The sequence below is a fragment of the Paenibacillus ihuae genome, from assembly GCF_001368795.1.
Classification (GTDB): Bacteria; Bacillota; Bacilli; order Paenibacillales; family Paenibacillaceae; genus Paenibacillus_AQ; species Paenibacillus_AQ ihuae.
In genome coordinates, this window is sequence record NZ_LN831200.1 from 229,226 (window position 1) to 242,441 (window position 13,216).

Genomic DNA, 13,216 nt, shown 5'->3' on the forward strand with positions numbered 1-13,216 from the left:
GGGTCGATATCATAGGAAGGGAAGGTGTGGAAGTTGTAGAGGTTCAGGATGGCCAGGTCGGCTTTTTTGCCGACTTCGATGCTGCCGATCTTGTCTTCCATACCTACTGCCTTGGCGCCACCGATGGTTGCCATCCGGAACACGCTGCGCGCATCCATGGTCGTCGGGCCATGATGCGGTTTCTGGATGATCGCCGCCAGCCGCATTTCGTTGAACATATCCAGGTTGTTGTTGCAAGGCGCGCCGTCGGCACCCAGACTAAGGTGAACGTGATCGTGCAGCATACCCGGCGTATCCGCAATACCTGAAGCCAGCTTCAGATTGGAGCCAGGGCAGTGGCTGACATGCACCCCGCGATCCCGTAAAATCCGCTTCTCCTCCGCATCCAGCCACACGCAGTGCGCCAGAATCAGGCGTTCATTCGCCAGCCCTAAGTGATCCAGATACACAACGTTGCGCATGCCGGTCATTGCCTGGACAATTTCGATTTCCCCCTGATTCTCGGAGGCATGAGTGTGTACTTTGACGTTATAACGCGCCGACAGGTCACGCACCTCCTTCAACAGCGGCTCGGTGCAGGAGATGACAAAACGCGGCGAGAACGCGTACTGAATCCGCCCGTTGTCATAGCCGTTCCATTTCTCCAGCAGATCCACACTCTCCTGGAGGGATGCCGCCGTATCCTCCTGCAGCGCTTCAGGGACATCGCCGCCCTTCTGGTCCATCATCACCTTGCCGGAGAGGGCGCGGATGCCGCTTTTGGCTATCGCCTGAAAAGCAAAATCCGTATGGTTGACCGTCTCCATATCAACAATCGTCGTCGTGCCGCTGGAGATCAGCTCTCCAATCCCAAGCATGGCGGAATAGTACAGTGAATCCTCATCATGCGCCGCTTCCAGCGGCCAGATCCGTTTACGCAGCCAGTCCATCAGCTCTAAGTCATCCCCCTTGCCGCGGAACAGCGTCTGGCAGAGATGGATATGCGTCTGCACAAAGCCGGGAATGACCGTACGGTTCGTCGCGTCGATCACCCGTTCATCCCCCTGCGCCGTAAGACCGCTGCCGATTTCAACAATCAGGCTGTCTTTAATCCGGATATCTCCATGAAAGATCTCTTCCTGTTTGTTCATCGTAATAATCTCTGCATTTTTGATCAGAATGTTCGCCATAACCCGATTCCCCCTCGTTCAATTCACAGTTTGCTTATGCAGATAACACAAAAAGGCCACAAAAATATGCCGCAGCATATTTTCGTAGCCAGAAATTTACGGTTCCCGGTAGAGACCCTTAAACCAATTATTAAGGATATACGAAAAAAAAGGATTATTCAGTTGTTATGAATAACCCCATGATAAACGAAAGACAAACCTTATGTCAATATTATTAACATCAATTATGTGAAAAATGGAATGAATATATGTTTTATTTATCAAAAATCAAATTACATGTAATATTTATTAACATATTTCACCTATTTACTTCCGAATAAACCCTCTTCAAATAAGTCCACAGTTCGAATGATTGTATTTACTGCAATAGATTGGCTCCTTATCTGCGGTAAATCTCCTTCTAATGTATTTTGTACATTAGATTTCCGGGATTCGGGTCAAAGTCACTTTTTTCGCCGAGTTCTGTTGTATAAAGTGCAGTAGATTCAGTTTTACACATGGTTTTGAGGGAATCTGCTGCAGGAAGTACAATAGAATGCCTCTTAACCTAATATGGAACTGAAGTCGGAGGGAAGCACAATCTATGAGCGATAGCAGTACATATCCTATGCCCCTTCTACAATCAGCACCTTCTCAAACACCGGAAAACTCACTGCCCGGTGAGGAAAAAACACTTCGCCCCTGCGTTCATAGCCGAGACTCGGATATAAAGCCAGCGCCCGGGTATTCTTCGAATAGGTATCCAGCCGGATGCTGCTGTAACCTTCCCTTCGTGCATGTTCTTCGGAAAAAGCGATCAGCTTGCGGGCGATGCCCTTGCCCTGCACCTCGGGATGAACCGCCAGCCGGTGCATGATCAGATGCCGCCCTTGCTCCTGGGACCACTGAATGCTCTGATAAAGCTCACTCGGGTGCTCGTCCAGCACAATAATGCCGGCAATGGCTTCATTATCTATGTAGGCGTATAATGTCCCCCGTTCAATATCCTGTCCGATGACTTCCCGGTTAGGATAGCTGTCATCCCATTGGTCGCTTCCGCCTGCCTGCATGGCTTGTACGCATTTGGCAATCAGCTCCATAATCTCCCCGGTTTCCTCTGCCAGTGCCTTGCGGATCTCGTTACTGCTCATGGTATCCCTGCTTTCCTGCCTAAAGTTTTGAACCCGTCAAAGATTCTTTAGAGAAGTCTATCATATCTGGGAGCAGATTCAATAGAGAGCCTGCTATCTTAGCACAGCAAGCCCCTTATTTGTTTAGCAGGCACAAAGGAAGGAGCGGGGATAAGCGGCCTATAAAGGAAGCCAGGACACATCACCTGAAACGCCCCCTCTATAGACCTGCTTTATAAGCCCCTCACCTGTTGGCCCTCGTGCTTATCAGCCCAGCTCCAGCTTATGCCCGTCCTCGAAGCCCTTGGCGAAACCGGCGTCGAATCCCACGTTGTATGCTTCGGTGTAGCCCTGCTGAAAGGCGTCTCCCGGCGGCGTTTCCGGAGGGACGCCTAGGTCCGGGGGGAGCGGAACTACCTGCGGTGCCGGCGGTGCCTCGATGACCGGCACGACCTGTACCGGCGGCTGCACCACCACCTGCACTCTCCGGGCAAGCCGGCGGCGGAGTCTTCTTTTCTTGCGCAGCAGAAGTCCTCTCTTAGTAGTCTTGCCATAACGGAGCTTACGGGTTTTACGGCCGGCACCTCTGCGGATTTTGGCCTTCCTGGTCAACAGCAGGACTCGTCTGCGGGCTGCCCTGCCTGAACGCTTGATCGCTTTCTTTCTCTTCATCCTTCTACTCCTCCTGTACTCCATGTACTTTGGAGGTTCCGTTTGCGCATGCCGTGCTTAGCCATGGCGCAGCAGGAATTCCCCGTTTGGGCTGATGCAGCGAAATACCGGACATCATCCGGCACATGGCGCTTTGATATTGGCTTAGGATTCTGATATTGTCACTCAGCTTGCGGGCCGTCAGCTCCGATTGCCCCGTAATTTCGGCGATACTCTCCAGAATCGCAGCGAGTGCGGCCTGGCTGCGGGCGATGGAGCGGATCATCTCCAGCTTGACGGCGTGTTCGGAGAGAAGCCCGCCGCTCATTTGCTGTCGTCCCCGAAATCGAAGCCGTCACCGGACATGCCTCCGAAGCCCTCGCCGCTTTCCTCTTCACCGCTGCCCAGTACTGCTTTTAAGTTGCTGTACAGCCCATTTTCCAGCTTGGTCAGCCCCTCTACCATTTCCACAATCACCTCATGGATGGAGAGGGATCCCCTCAACTGCTCTTCATGGCTGTCGAACGATCTAGCATGGATATGATGCTGTGTCCACTGCTTTACCTTTTCCGCTTCCACCGCTTTGGCCTCGAGAATCATCGCGATGTTCCACTGGATCGTAGCGGTTGACTCCAGCATTTGCAGAAAAGCCTTTTCTCTGCTCATTTTCCGCCTCCTGCCTGCTTAAGCGCTACTCTTCTTCCTGACCGCTTAATTCTTTGATTACCCGGCCTACCCCTTCGGCCATTGCTTCTTCCAGATCAGCAATAGCATTCAAATAGGCAATGATATTCTTGTTGACCTGACCGTGGCTTTCGACCAGTCCGCTGAATCCGCCAAAATCAGGCTCCGCATCCGGCAGATCATGGACTATTTGTGACATACGGACGGCTACGTGGCGTTCGGCGTCAAGAATCCGCGCCATTTGTTCGTGCGTATGGGCCATGTGCTGCAGCACCTTGGTTATTTTATTCTGCACCTTCATGTCTCCTTTGCTCAAACGCCCTGCTACAGCATATGCGGCAGAAGCCCTGACGGTGCGGGGAACTGTTATGCTTGCGGTCCGGATTATACAGCACAGATATTGACAGGTCATGGCGGTCAGGAATATGCTGAATGCTGAAATTGAACTTTTTTCCAGCTGGACATCCGGCGGTAAGAGTTATGTGGATCGGGGGAATTTGAATATATGATACTTTCCGGCAAGCGTTTGGATTTGCAGCCTTTAACCGCCGCAGAGCTGTCCGCAAGCGTAGGTCGCTATACTGCGGCCGCACTGGAACAGTCGCTCGGGCTAAAGCTTGCAGCTTCTATACTTGATGAAGAAATGCTATATGCGATGAAGGTCCGCTATTCCAAAGTGCTGCAGAATGAAGACAATTATTTGTGGTTTACTTGCTGGGCGGTGATCCATCGCGGGGAACAGCAGGTGATTGGATTCCTTATCCTGAAAGGACAGCCCAATGAGCGGGGTGAGGTTATCATCGGCTACATCATAGACGAGAGTCACTGGGGCCAAGGATATGCGACAGAAGCGGTCGGGTGTGTGAACGAATGGATCTTCAGCCACCCTGAAGCCTGCTGGGTCATCGCCGATACGGAGCCGGATAATTTTGCATCCCACAAAGTGCTAAAACATCTGGGCGCCGAGCAATACCGTGAAACGGAGGAGCTTCTCTGGTGGCGGATTGCCCGGCCGCAAACGCAAAGATGACTCCCGGCAAATCCGGAAGCCATCTGGTATTCAAACCGTCCCCCATTCTAAATTCATACAAAAATCATCCTTTCCCCAGCCGCTTAGCATTCGCCAGAACCGCCCGGTTCAGCAGTTGCGCTCCGGCCTTCGCATGATTAACCATCGCTCCCAGCTGCTGTTTTGTTTCCGGCGGCAGCTCTGCGTAATCGGTGGTGAAGGTACGGCATTGCAACAGCGTACTGCGCAGCCCCTCCGAAGTGGAGACGCTTAGTGCCGTAATCTCCTGAATTTCCTTACGGGTTACTGCTATCACCCGGACCTGGGCGCGGATTGCAGCAGCCTCCGTATTGGCCTGCTCAGCGATCTTCTTATTCTTGCCGCTTTTCAGTAAGCCTGCGGTCAGAATCGCACCGCCTCCGACATCCCGGCCTGCTGTAGGCCCGGCTAATCCCGGCAGTGCCGTACCTGCTACAGTTACGGAGGAGGCGATATTGGCTTTACTAATCTTTTTTTCCAGTGGATGGAGCAGGCCGGAGAACTTTTTGGACTCAATCTTGATGACCTTTAGATCCATATCCAGTGCCGCGGGCTTATTCCGCAAATTATTAACAAACTCCCAGGACTCATCAATGATAGACTTAAGCACCCTGCGCTTGTCCAGCAGCACCTCTGCATCTTCCGCGAGCCGCTTATTTTCAGACTCATATCTGGACTGTTCCACCCTCAGATTCCCGAGAGCTTCTCTACACAGATCCTTGTTAAACATATGTACGCCTCCCGCAGCAGCCAATAATTATGTAGTTCCAAAGACGTAAGACCAAATCTCTACATACGCAGTATACCTAAATTTTGGGTAAGGGTCACTAGCGGGGTTATTAGGCGTCACAAAAGGGTTGAAGCAAAAGAACACGCGCCCTAAGGCAGCGTATTCTTCAGCTTCTCTCCGGCCTCCTGCAGCGACTGGAAGGTACCGGCATCGCTCCACCATTCCTTAAGCACATCATAGGTAAGCTTGCGCTCTCCGGCATAAATGTTGTTTACATCGGTAATTTCCAGCTCCCCTCTTCGCGAGGGGGCAATGCGGCGGATAATATCAAACACGGCTTCATCATACATATAAATTCCGGTTACACAGAACTTGGTTTTCGGCTGCTCCGGCTTTTCTTCGATGTAGGCGATCAGGGAAGCATCCTCACTGTCGAATACGGGAACCCCGTATCTCCGTGCATCTTCCACCGGCTTCAGCAATACTTTTGCCGTCCCCTGCGGCTGCTCCTGATATTTCTCCATGTAGGCGCCCAGATCATCCATAAACAGATTGTCACCCAGCAGGACGACAAACCGTTCGCCGGGGAGAATGAACCCTTCCGCAAGTTCCAGCGCTTCCGCAATCCCTCCTGCTTCTTCCTGGATTTTATAGGTCAGAGATACGCCGAATTCTGCACCGCTGCCCAAAAAATCCGTATACTGCCCCGCAGACTGCTTGCTGATAACCAGGAGAATATCGGTGATCCCGCCCCGGCGCAACCGGTCTATACCGTAACACACCATAGGATATTTGCCGACCGGAAGCAAATGTTTGTTCATAAGCCGGGTCAGCGGATAAAGCCTGGTTCCTTTTCCGCCCGCCAGTATGACTCCTTTCACTTACTTTCCTCCCTTTTATCTGTGTCTTTAGCCTTCGAGTCAGCATTTCAGATGAAATGTGCCGGATCCAAATGCCATTTACTCATAAAAAGCTTACGGTTACGTTCCACCAGCTCCTGAAGCTCAATGGGATACACTTGCTTGAAGCTGGCGCTTCCTTCATGATGCACCAGACAATCGCCGGCAATCAGCAGCCTGAAACCCTTCAGACGGGCTCGATAGCAGTAGTCATCATCCTCGTAATGGCCCGGTGAATACCGCTCATCGAGCAAGCCTACCGTATCAAGCAGCGTTCGTTTGAACAAGAAGCACAATCCTACAAGCCGCACTGTTTCCATCCATTTCAGAGGATTGCGGATATTCGCCGCCAACGCCTCACTGTGAAAACCGGGCATATCTGTATAAGTTGTCCTTACCTTCTGCCGCCCGCTGGCATAATTTGTAACAGGGCCAACGATGCCGATATCCCATGAACTATACAGAGCGGCTTTCAGATTGGAGAGCCAGTTATGCGAGACGATCACGTCGTTATTCAGCAGCAGGAGCTCATCGCCTGAGGCCAGCTGCAGCCCCATATTGCAGGCAAGCGGAAAGCCGCGGTTCTCCGGAAGAGAAATAAACATCAGCTGCTGATTGCGGCAGTAAGCATCCGTGCCGTCGGTCGAAGCATTGTCGACAACAATAATTTCATAGGGCGTATCTGTGTACCGCCTTATCGACTCGACACAGGCCTGCAGCAGATGCCGCCCGTTATAAGTCGGGATAATAATGCTGGTGAGCGTCATATACCATTCCTCCAGGCCGCTAGCTGGCGCCGCTGCTCCTGCAGACTCTCAACGGAATGCATCCGGCGCTGGGCAAGAACCTCAAGCAGCGCTTCTGCATGATCACCGGCAATCAGCTGCTCCACCCTATTCCCGGCGCCTGTATTGCCTTGCCGCAGCCGGTTCTGCTTGAACACATTGACGGTCCCCGCCTTCTCCACCCGCAGCTGCTTCATTAGCGAGATTGCCTGAGCTTTGGGTGGAACCATCAGTTCACGGTAGCCGATCACTTCCAGCGCACGCCGCGACAAAGCATGGGGCACCGCGGTCATAGAGCTGACCCCGAGATCGCTCCGGCCAAGAACGGCATTCAGGTACAGCTTACAGCGGGTAACATCATCACTGAGTCCAAATGGCGGCAGCAGATGATCCAGATCATTCAGCGCCACATCCACTCCACCGTCTACAGCAGCAGCAAACCCGGCCAGCTGCGAAGCAGATATAACCATATCTCCATCCAGGAACAGCAGGATATCCCCGCGGCTAAGCTTGGCACCAAGCGCCCGCCCCACATCATGCCCCGCCGTTTCCGGACAATGCACGATCATCGCCTGCGGACACAATCTGGTGCGCTCAAAGCTGTTGTCGGTGCACCCGTTAAGCACAACGATGATTTCCTGCGGATGCAGGCGCATTACCTGCTTCAGCAGCGGCGGCAGGGTACGTGCTTCATTCCTTGCCGAGATGATCACTGACAGCGATCCGCGAAGCCCCCGGAGCAGCCGCTGCGGCTGACGGCCTGCAGGCTTGCGGCCGGTTGACCGCGCTGTGCCGGCTGCGTTCCGGCGGATGGAAGTGCTGGCAGGTCTCCGCCGTTTCTGCTTCGGGCGGATTACCGCCTTAGTGCTCGGGGCCTTCATCTCACCATCTCCCTTCGCCGTCCGGCATCGCCATACCCAGCCCGTTTGCCCCTGCGTTCAAGCAGCAGAGCGACCGCCTCCAGGTGATCCCTGAGGATAATCTCCTGTAAGGGATCTTTGCCTTCCGCTTTACGGCGGACAGCGTTCATCCGGCCGACAGGCACCTTGTGCACCGCCTTCACTTTCAGCCCCTCCAGTACTGCACGGGCATAGGCCAGCGGCGGCCTGGACAGAGAAGCGCTCCCCAGAGCCGTAAGCGCCGCGCGGCTGAGCGCATGGGGAACCGCCGTCAGGGAATATCCCTGCAGATCCGGCCGTCCAAGCATAATATTGAGTGCATACTTGGAGAGCACTACGGGATGCGGAAACCTGCTGCGGACCGGACCGGAGTAATTATTCAAAGCTACATCCTCCCCGCCGCTGACCGCTTCCACGAACGGGCGCAGTTCGGCAGCGGGAATAACCAGATCCCCGTCAGTAAACAGCAGGATTTCACCCCTGGCTGCTTCCGCTCCAACACTCCGGCCTACATCGTGCCCGAGCGGATATGTGAAAGAGAGGACCTTCGCACCCATGCTGTACGCAATTTCTGCCGTATTATCGGCAGAGCCGTTGACAATCACTATAACCTCACAGCGCGGATGAACGCCTCTGGCTTCAGCAATGACTGCGGCGATCGTCCGCGCCTCATTCATCGCCGGAATAATCACCGACACATAGGGCTCCGGATGATTCACGGCAGGCAGTACTGCCGCGGGCCGCGGCCGGGAGTTTCTTCGCGCTGCTTGAGAAGCCCGCCGCCCCGAGCGGCGGGCAGATGTTCGTCTATGCTGTTTCAAGCTCATCCACCTTCCTTCGGAGGGCATACTCCCGGGCTGAGGGTTACACCACAGTCTATGTAATCCGCTGTCCCTCGTAACGGCGCATGTCTCCCTTCGCACAGAAAATTGGACAAATGCCATCCCTCCCGGCTGCAGATGAACCCATAATTTTTCGAAACTTTTCAGCCAAACAAAAAAAACCACGGATCAATGAATGACCAGTGGTTTGTATGTACATTTTTTTCAAGACCTTATTCAACATCATACCAAAATTATTATTATAAGTCTATATTTTTCCAATGGTTTAATTTACGCTATAGCTATAAGACAGTGACTGGAGCTGATGCAGTGAGAATGTAATTCAAGCAGGCGGGAGGATGAATCATCAGGATCAGAAACGGAAGGGAAGGCAAAAACAAATTCTTATAACAACGCATAAACATCATTAAAGTGAAAGAGGTGAAGCATAAATGGATGACATCATATCCGTAAGCAATGTTTCAAAAACATATAAAATCGCCATAAAAGAGCCTGGATTATCAGCCAGCATCAAAAATTTATTTTCAAGAAAATTCGAGAACAAGGTTGCTGTCGATCACATCAGCTTCTCCATCAAACCGGGGGAATTTATTGGATTCATCGGCCCTAATGGTGCGGGAAAAACAACAACCATAAAAATGCTATCGGGAATTATCCATCCTTCAGAGGGTTCAATAAGCGTAATGGGATATACCCCGCATCGCCTAGAGAATAACTTTAAGAGGAGCTTTGCGATCACTATGGGGCAAAAAAATCAATTGTGGTGGGACATTCCGGCGATAGATTCGTTTCAGTTAATCAAGGAAATTTACGAAATAACAGATGACGATTATACCCGCACCCTTCAGGAGCTAACCGAATTATTGGATGTACAACCGCTCTATAATACGCCTTTAAGAAATCTGTCTTTGGGTGAGCGAATGAAATTCGAGCTTATTGGCGCACTCTTGCACAACCCCAAAGTATTGTTCCTGGATGAACCTACGATTGGCCTGGACGTTTCCTCAAGACGCAGAATCAGGGACTTTTTAAAATATATCAATGCGGAAAAGAAGGTGACGGTCATTTTGACCAGTCATTATCCGGAGGATATAACAGAGCTGTGCAACCGCATTATTGCAATCTCGCACGGAAACATCATCTACGATGGTTCGATCCATGCCTTAAACAAGGATGACATTTTCGAAAGCTTGTTCAATAAATAACGGACGGGTGTAAACAATGAAAAAATACGTTCAGGTCATGAAACTTAATCTGCAGACCTCCTTCGCTTATAAAGGGAATTTTATGCTCAGCTCATTGATGGATGTATTCAGGGTTGTAGCGGAAATTGCGTTCTGGGGCGTCTTATTCGATAATCTTCCGGGCAGCGAGCTAAGCGGTTATCAGTTCAATTCAATCGTAAGCTACTACATTGCGATGTTTATTATTTCATCCTTCACGAATGTCGGAAGTACCGGCTATAAGGTAGCTAATGATATAAAAGACGGGGTTTTAAACAATTTACTGGTCAGGCCAATCCATTATATCGGATATTGCTTCACTGAAACCGTATCCCAGAAGCTGCTTAACCTGATAATCGCTATGCTGATGTTTATACCCGTTATAGTTTTTCGGTTTGGAGATTTAGATGCAGGAATGACTCTGGAGCAATTGGGCTGGTTCCCGGTGGTGATACTAGGCTCGTTAATCTTGAGCTTTTTCATCAATATCCTGGTTAGTCTGTTTGTGTTTTGGATGACAGAGGTGACCTCATTATTCTTTCTAAAAGATATTATTCTTGATCTTGCCTCGGGCAGAGTATTCCCGTTAGATCTGTTCCCGAAAACACTGCTAAACGCATTTTCCGTTCTTCCCTTTATGTATTGCACGTATTTTCCGGCAGTAATGATTACGAAAGGATGGTCAGCGGCGGAATTATACCGCGGTCTAGGGATACAGCTTGTGTGGATTCTTGGGCTATACGGCTTGATTCAAATCTTTTGGAGATTGGGCCTAAAAAAATATACAGGAACAGGCGCGTGAGACGGATATGAGATACGTGAGATTATACCGGATATTTGTCGAACAAAGTCTTATGAAAATGGCGGCATATAAATTTAATTTTTTTACAGTATTCCTCACCATTACTGCTTACTTTTCTGTACAGCTGATCTTTATGCATCTCGTTTACTCGAATGTAGATTCACTGGCCGGCTGGACCAGATACGAAATGTTTTTTTATATCGGCACTTTTAACATTATCGACTCGCTGTGGACGTTTGGGCCATTTTTTAACCTTTTGGCGATTCCGGGCGTAATCAGGAGCGGGGCGCTGGATTACTATATAACCAAGCCGGTAAACTCACAGTTTCTGATCAGTCTCAGAAATGTAGATCCCGGTTCCATAATAAGCGCACTGGCAGGCGTTACACTGATAACGTTTGCCCTTATCCAGGGAGGGATGGAGCTTACCTACGCAAGGGCTGGATTATATATAGTTTCTATCTTTCACGCTTTATTAATCCAATACTCTGTCTACTTTATCTTTACCTGCTTAGCATTCTGGCTGGTCAAGGCTGATTTTGTAGACTCCATACACGGAATTCTCTGTTACTTTTCAACCCGGCCGGTAGATATTTATAAAGGCTTTATCCGTTTTGTACTCAGCTATGTATTGCCGTATGGATTAGCCTTAACCGTTGCCTCCAAAGCAGCTGTAAAAACGATTCAGTTTCCGGAGTACACCTTGTTTCTTATACTCAGCTGGTCCATTTTCGCAGTTTCGGTCGGCGTTTGGAGGTTTTCATTGAAGCACTATAGTTCTGCGAGCTCCTAGGGACTGAATTATTGCCTGAATCTCTCAAAATAACGCCACAAAGCGGGGCTTCTGCTTCGGGAATTACATACAAATTATTATCCTTCAAAAAAGCGCAGCCATCGGCTGCGCTTTTCCCCCTTCTATTCTGTTGTTCCTCTATTTAATCAAAGGCCCGATGCTCTACAGCCGGTTTAGCCGGCGGGGAACCAAGGGCGATCCAAGATAACACACCGTAGAAATGCGGAGTTTCGCGCAAACGGTCTACGGTTACAACCGCTTCTCCGCTGGCTCTGCTCTTCAGTGAGGCATGGAAGAAAGGCTGGTTGGTCATCGCCACGAGCACATAACCGGTATGGCCAAAGGCTTCATCGAACGGTACAGTCACATCCACGCTCTCTGCGTTACCGTTGAACATGAATGCCGTCATTCCGAACTGCTGCAGCACTTCCCGGTTTCCGGCACTCTGTACCGGACTGAAGGAGAGATGCTCTGTACCGACTGAGCCGTGGGCCAGATGGTCTCCATTAACTGCGCCGGATGCGATATGGTAGCTCTGCACACTCTCTTCTTCCAGGTGCCGGGATTGAATTGCGAAGGAAGCCAGTTTAGATGCGTCCACCGCTTCGTCCTGAAGCGCGGAGGCGCCAACGGCACCCTCGGCCAGATGCTCCTCTCCAATACTGCCGGAAGCCAGTTTGGCAGCGGTAATGCTGCCGTCCGGGAGCAGCTCTGCACTGCGGACTTCTTCTGCCAGATGCGTCAGTTTTATGATTTCCGGAAGCAAATGCCGCTCTTCCAGAATTCCGTCAGCCAGATGCTCACTGCAGACACTTTCCTGCTGCAGATGGTGTGAATGCACTGCTCCGGCCGCAAGCTTCTCCGAACCGATGCTGCCGTCGGACAGCATCTCGGATTTCACTGCCCCTTCAGCGAGATGATCGGCCGTTATGCTGCCACTCTGGATGTGCCGGCTTTCCACCGCATCTGCAGCCAAGTGGCCTCCATATACACTGCCAGGAGCCAGCTGGAAGGAACCTACTGCGCCCTCAGCCAGTTTCGCAGGGCCTATACTGCCATCAGGCAGCAGCTCAGAGGTCAGTGTATCCTCGGACAGATGTTTCAAGGTAATGCTGCCGTTCCGGATATGGCGGCTATCCACCGCCTCTGATGCTATGTGGCCTCCATATATACTGCCAGGGGCCAGCTGGAAGGAGCCGATAGAGCCTTCTGCCAGCTTCTTGGAGGTTATGCTGCCATCAGGCAGCAGCTCAGAAGTCAGCACCTCCTTGGACAGATGCTTCAAGGTAATACTGCTGTTCCGGATATGGCGGCTATCCACTGCTTCCGGAGCCAAGTGGCCTCCATATACGCTCCCGGCTGCAAGCTTCCGTGAGCCGACAGAACCGTCTGCCAGCTTATCTGCACCGATGCTGCCGTCCGGCAGAATGTCCGCGCTGCGGACTTCTCCCGCCAGATGGGCCAGCGTAATCTCGCCTTCGCCGATATGCCGGCTCTCCACTGCGGCTTCCGTCAGATGGGTGCCGTCAATGCTTCCAGCCGACAAATGGCGGGATGCTATAGCAGCATCAGCCAGTTTAGA

At 51.3% G+C, this 13,216-nt stretch carries 16 protein-coding genes and 1 riboswitch; of the genes, 4 read left to right on the top strand and 12 right to left on the bottom strand.

The features are described 5' to 3' along the window. From AQR02_RS23595 to AQR02_RS23620, 6 genes are all read right to left on the bottom strand, one after another. A partial coding sequence (locus tag AQR02_RS23595) for a 5'-deoxyadenosine deaminase (protein WP_245237716.1) occupies positions 1-1,169 on the bottom strand: 1,169 nt, incomplete at its 3' end. 65 nt (positions 1,170-1,234) lie between these two features. After that, positions 1,235-1,333, bottom strand: a riboswitch (purine riboswitch). 441 nt (positions 1,334-1,774) lie between these two features. Beyond that, the gene (locus AQR02_RS23600; protein ID WP_054942849.1) at positions 1,775-2,299 is read right to left on the bottom strand and encodes a GNAT family N-acetyltransferase; all 525 of its coding nucleotides are present in this window, start codon (positions 2,297-2,299) and stop codon (positions 1,775-1,777) included. Positions 2,300-2,545: 246 nt separating this feature from the next. Then, a complete protein-coding gene (locus AQR02_RS23605) occupies positions 2,546-2,950 on the bottom strand; it encodes a FliH/SctL family protein (RefSeq protein ID WP_054942850.1) in 405 nt (134 codons plus the stop codon). A gap of 4 nt (positions 2,951-2,954) precedes the next feature. Then, positions 2,955-3,257: a hypothetical protein gene (locus AQR02_RS23610; protein ID WP_054942851.1), complete on the bottom strand. Its 303-nt coding sequence runs from the start codon at positions 3,255-3,257 to the stop codon at positions 2,955-2,957. After that, positions 3,254-3,595 carry an alpha-helical endospore appendage domain-containing protein gene (locus tag AQR02_RS23615; protein WP_054942852.1) on the bottom strand — a complete coding sequence of 114 codons (342 nt, stop codon included), beginning with the start codon at positions 3,593-3,595 and terminating at the stop codon, positions 3,254-3,256. The genes AQR02_RS23610 and AQR02_RS23615 overlap by 4 nt, the downstream gene beginning before the upstream one ends. Positions 3,596-3,620: 25 nt before the next feature. Further along, positions 3,621-3,908: a hypothetical protein gene (locus tag AQR02_RS23620; protein ID WP_054942853.1), complete on the bottom strand. Its 288-nt coding sequence runs from the start codon at positions 3,906-3,908 to the stop codon at positions 3,621-3,623. 210 nt (positions 3,909-4,118) lie between these two features. Between AQR02_RS23620 and AQR02_RS23625 the strand changes: the two genes are divergently transcribed. Continuing rightward, on the top strand, positions 4,119-4,643 hold the full coding sequence (locus tag AQR02_RS23625) for a GNAT family N-acetyltransferase (RefSeq protein ID WP_054942854.1): 525 nt from the start codon (positions 4,119-4,121) through the stop codon (positions 4,641-4,643). A gap of 64 nt (positions 4,644-4,707) precedes the next feature. On the opposite strand, the gene AQR02_RS23630 is transcribed toward AQR02_RS23625, so the two are convergent. The 5 genes from AQR02_RS23630 to AQR02_RS23650 all read right to left on the bottom strand — a co-directional run bounded on the left by AQR02_RS23630 (position 4,708) and on the right by AQR02_RS23650 (position 8,693). After that, positions 4,708-5,391 (bottom strand): hypothetical protein, encoded by a 684-nt coding sequence (locus AQR02_RS23630; RefSeq protein WP_054942855.1) that lies wholly within the window; start codon positions 5,389-5,391, stop codon positions 4,708-4,710. A 149-nt stretch (positions 5,392-5,540) separates the two neighbouring features. After that, positions 5,541-6,272, bottom strand: coding sequence for a sugar phosphate nucleotidyltransferase (locus AQR02_RS23635; protein ID WP_054942856.1), 732 nt, complete (start codon positions 6,270-6,272; stop codon positions 5,541-5,543). 47 nt (positions 6,273-6,319) lie between these two features. Next, positions 6,320-7,057: a glycosyltransferase family 2 protein gene (locus tag AQR02_RS23640; RefSeq protein WP_054942857.1), complete on the bottom strand. Its 738-nt coding sequence runs from the start codon at positions 7,055-7,057 to the stop codon at positions 6,320-6,322. Continuing rightward, entirely contained in the window at positions 7,054-7,956 is a 903-nt protein-coding gene (locus tag AQR02_RS23645; protein ID WP_245237703.1) for a glycosyltransferase family 2 protein, read from the bottom strand. Before AQR02_RS23645 ends, AQR02_RS23640 begins: the two co-directional genes overlap by 4 nt. After that, positions 7,953-8,693 carry a glycosyltransferase family 2 protein gene (locus AQR02_RS23650; protein WP_245237704.1) on the bottom strand — a complete coding sequence of 247 codons (741 nt, stop codon included), beginning with the start codon at positions 8,691-8,693 and terminating at the stop codon, positions 7,953-7,955. Before AQR02_RS23650 ends, AQR02_RS23645 begins: the two co-directional genes overlap by 4 nt. 554 nt (positions 8,694-9,247) lie before the next feature. Here AQR02_RS23650 and AQR02_RS23655 point away from each other — a divergent pair. Genes AQR02_RS23655 through AQR02_RS23665 form a run of 3 tightly spaced genes read left to right on the top strand, consistent with a single transcriptional unit; the run spans position 9,248 to position 11,634 of the window. Then, positions 9,248-10,021 carry an ABC transporter ATP-binding protein gene (locus AQR02_RS23655; protein WP_082452051.1) on the top strand — a complete coding sequence of 258 codons (774 nt, stop codon included), beginning with the start codon at positions 9,248-9,250 and terminating at the stop codon, positions 10,019-10,021. 16 nt (positions 10,022-10,037) lie between these two features. Beyond that, on the top strand, positions 10,038-10,841 hold the full coding sequence (locus AQR02_RS23660) for an ABC transporter permease (RefSeq protein ID WP_054942859.1): 804 nt from the start codon (positions 10,038-10,040) through the stop codon (positions 10,839-10,841). 52 nt (positions 10,842-10,893) lie between these two features. Continuing rightward, the gene (locus tag AQR02_RS23665) at positions 10,894-11,634 is read left to right on the top strand and encodes an ABC transporter permease (protein WP_159067833.1); all 741 of its coding nucleotides are present in this window, start codon (positions 10,894-10,896) and stop codon (positions 11,632-11,634) included. Between the two features lie 142 nt (positions 11,635-11,776). On the opposite strand, the gene AQR02_RS23670 is transcribed toward AQR02_RS23665, so the two are convergent. Further along, positions 11,777-13,216: WIAG-tail domain (locus AQR02_RS23670; protein WP_209444283.1), on the bottom strand; the 1,440-nt coding region annotated here is incomplete at its 5' end.

Bases quoted from the DNA above. Each gene is read 5' to 3' on its own strand.
- AQR02_RS23645 (WP_245237703.1), bottom strand. From the start codon at position 7,956: ATGAAGGCCCCGAGCACTAAGGCGGTAATCCGCCCGAAGCAGAAACGG.
- AQR02_RS23625 (WP_054942854.1), top strand. From the start codon at position 4,119: ATGATACTTTCCGGCAAGCGTTTGGATTTGCAGCCTTTAACCGCCGCA.
- AQR02_RS23640 (WP_054942857.1), bottom strand. From the start codon at position 7,057: ATGACGCTCACCAGCATTATTATCCCGACTTATAACGGGCGGCATCTG.
- AQR02_RS23660 (WP_054942859.1), top strand. From the start codon at position 10,038: ATGAAAAAATACGTTCAGGTCATGAAACTTAATCTGCAGACCTCCTTC.
- AQR02_RS23615 (WP_054942852.1), bottom strand. From the start codon at position 3,595: ATGAGCAGAGAAAAGGCTTTTCTGCAAATGCTGGAGTCAACCGCTACG.
- AQR02_RS23610 (WP_054942851.1), bottom strand. From the start codon at position 3,257: ATGAGCGGCGGGCTTCTCTCCGAACACGCCGTCAAGCTGGAGATGATC.
- AQR02_RS23665 (WP_159067833.1), top strand. From the start codon at position 10,894: ATGAAAATGGCGGCATATAAATTTAATTTTTTTACAGTATTCCTCACC.
- AQR02_RS23630 (WP_054942855.1), bottom strand. From the start codon at position 5,391: ATGTTTAACAAGGATCTGTGTAGAGAAGCTCTCGGGAATCTGAGGGTG.
- AQR02_RS23655 (WP_082452051.1), top strand. From the start codon at position 9,248: ATGGATGACATCATATCCGTAAGCAATGTTTCAAAAACATATAAAATC.
- AQR02_RS23600 (WP_054942849.1), bottom strand. From the start codon at position 2,299: ATGAGCAGTAACGAGATCCGCAAGGCACTGGCAGAGGAAACCGGGGAG.
- AQR02_RS23605 (WP_054942850.1), bottom strand. From the start codon at position 2,950: ATGAAGAGAAAGAAAGCGATCAAGCGTTCAGGCAGGGCAGCCCGCAGA.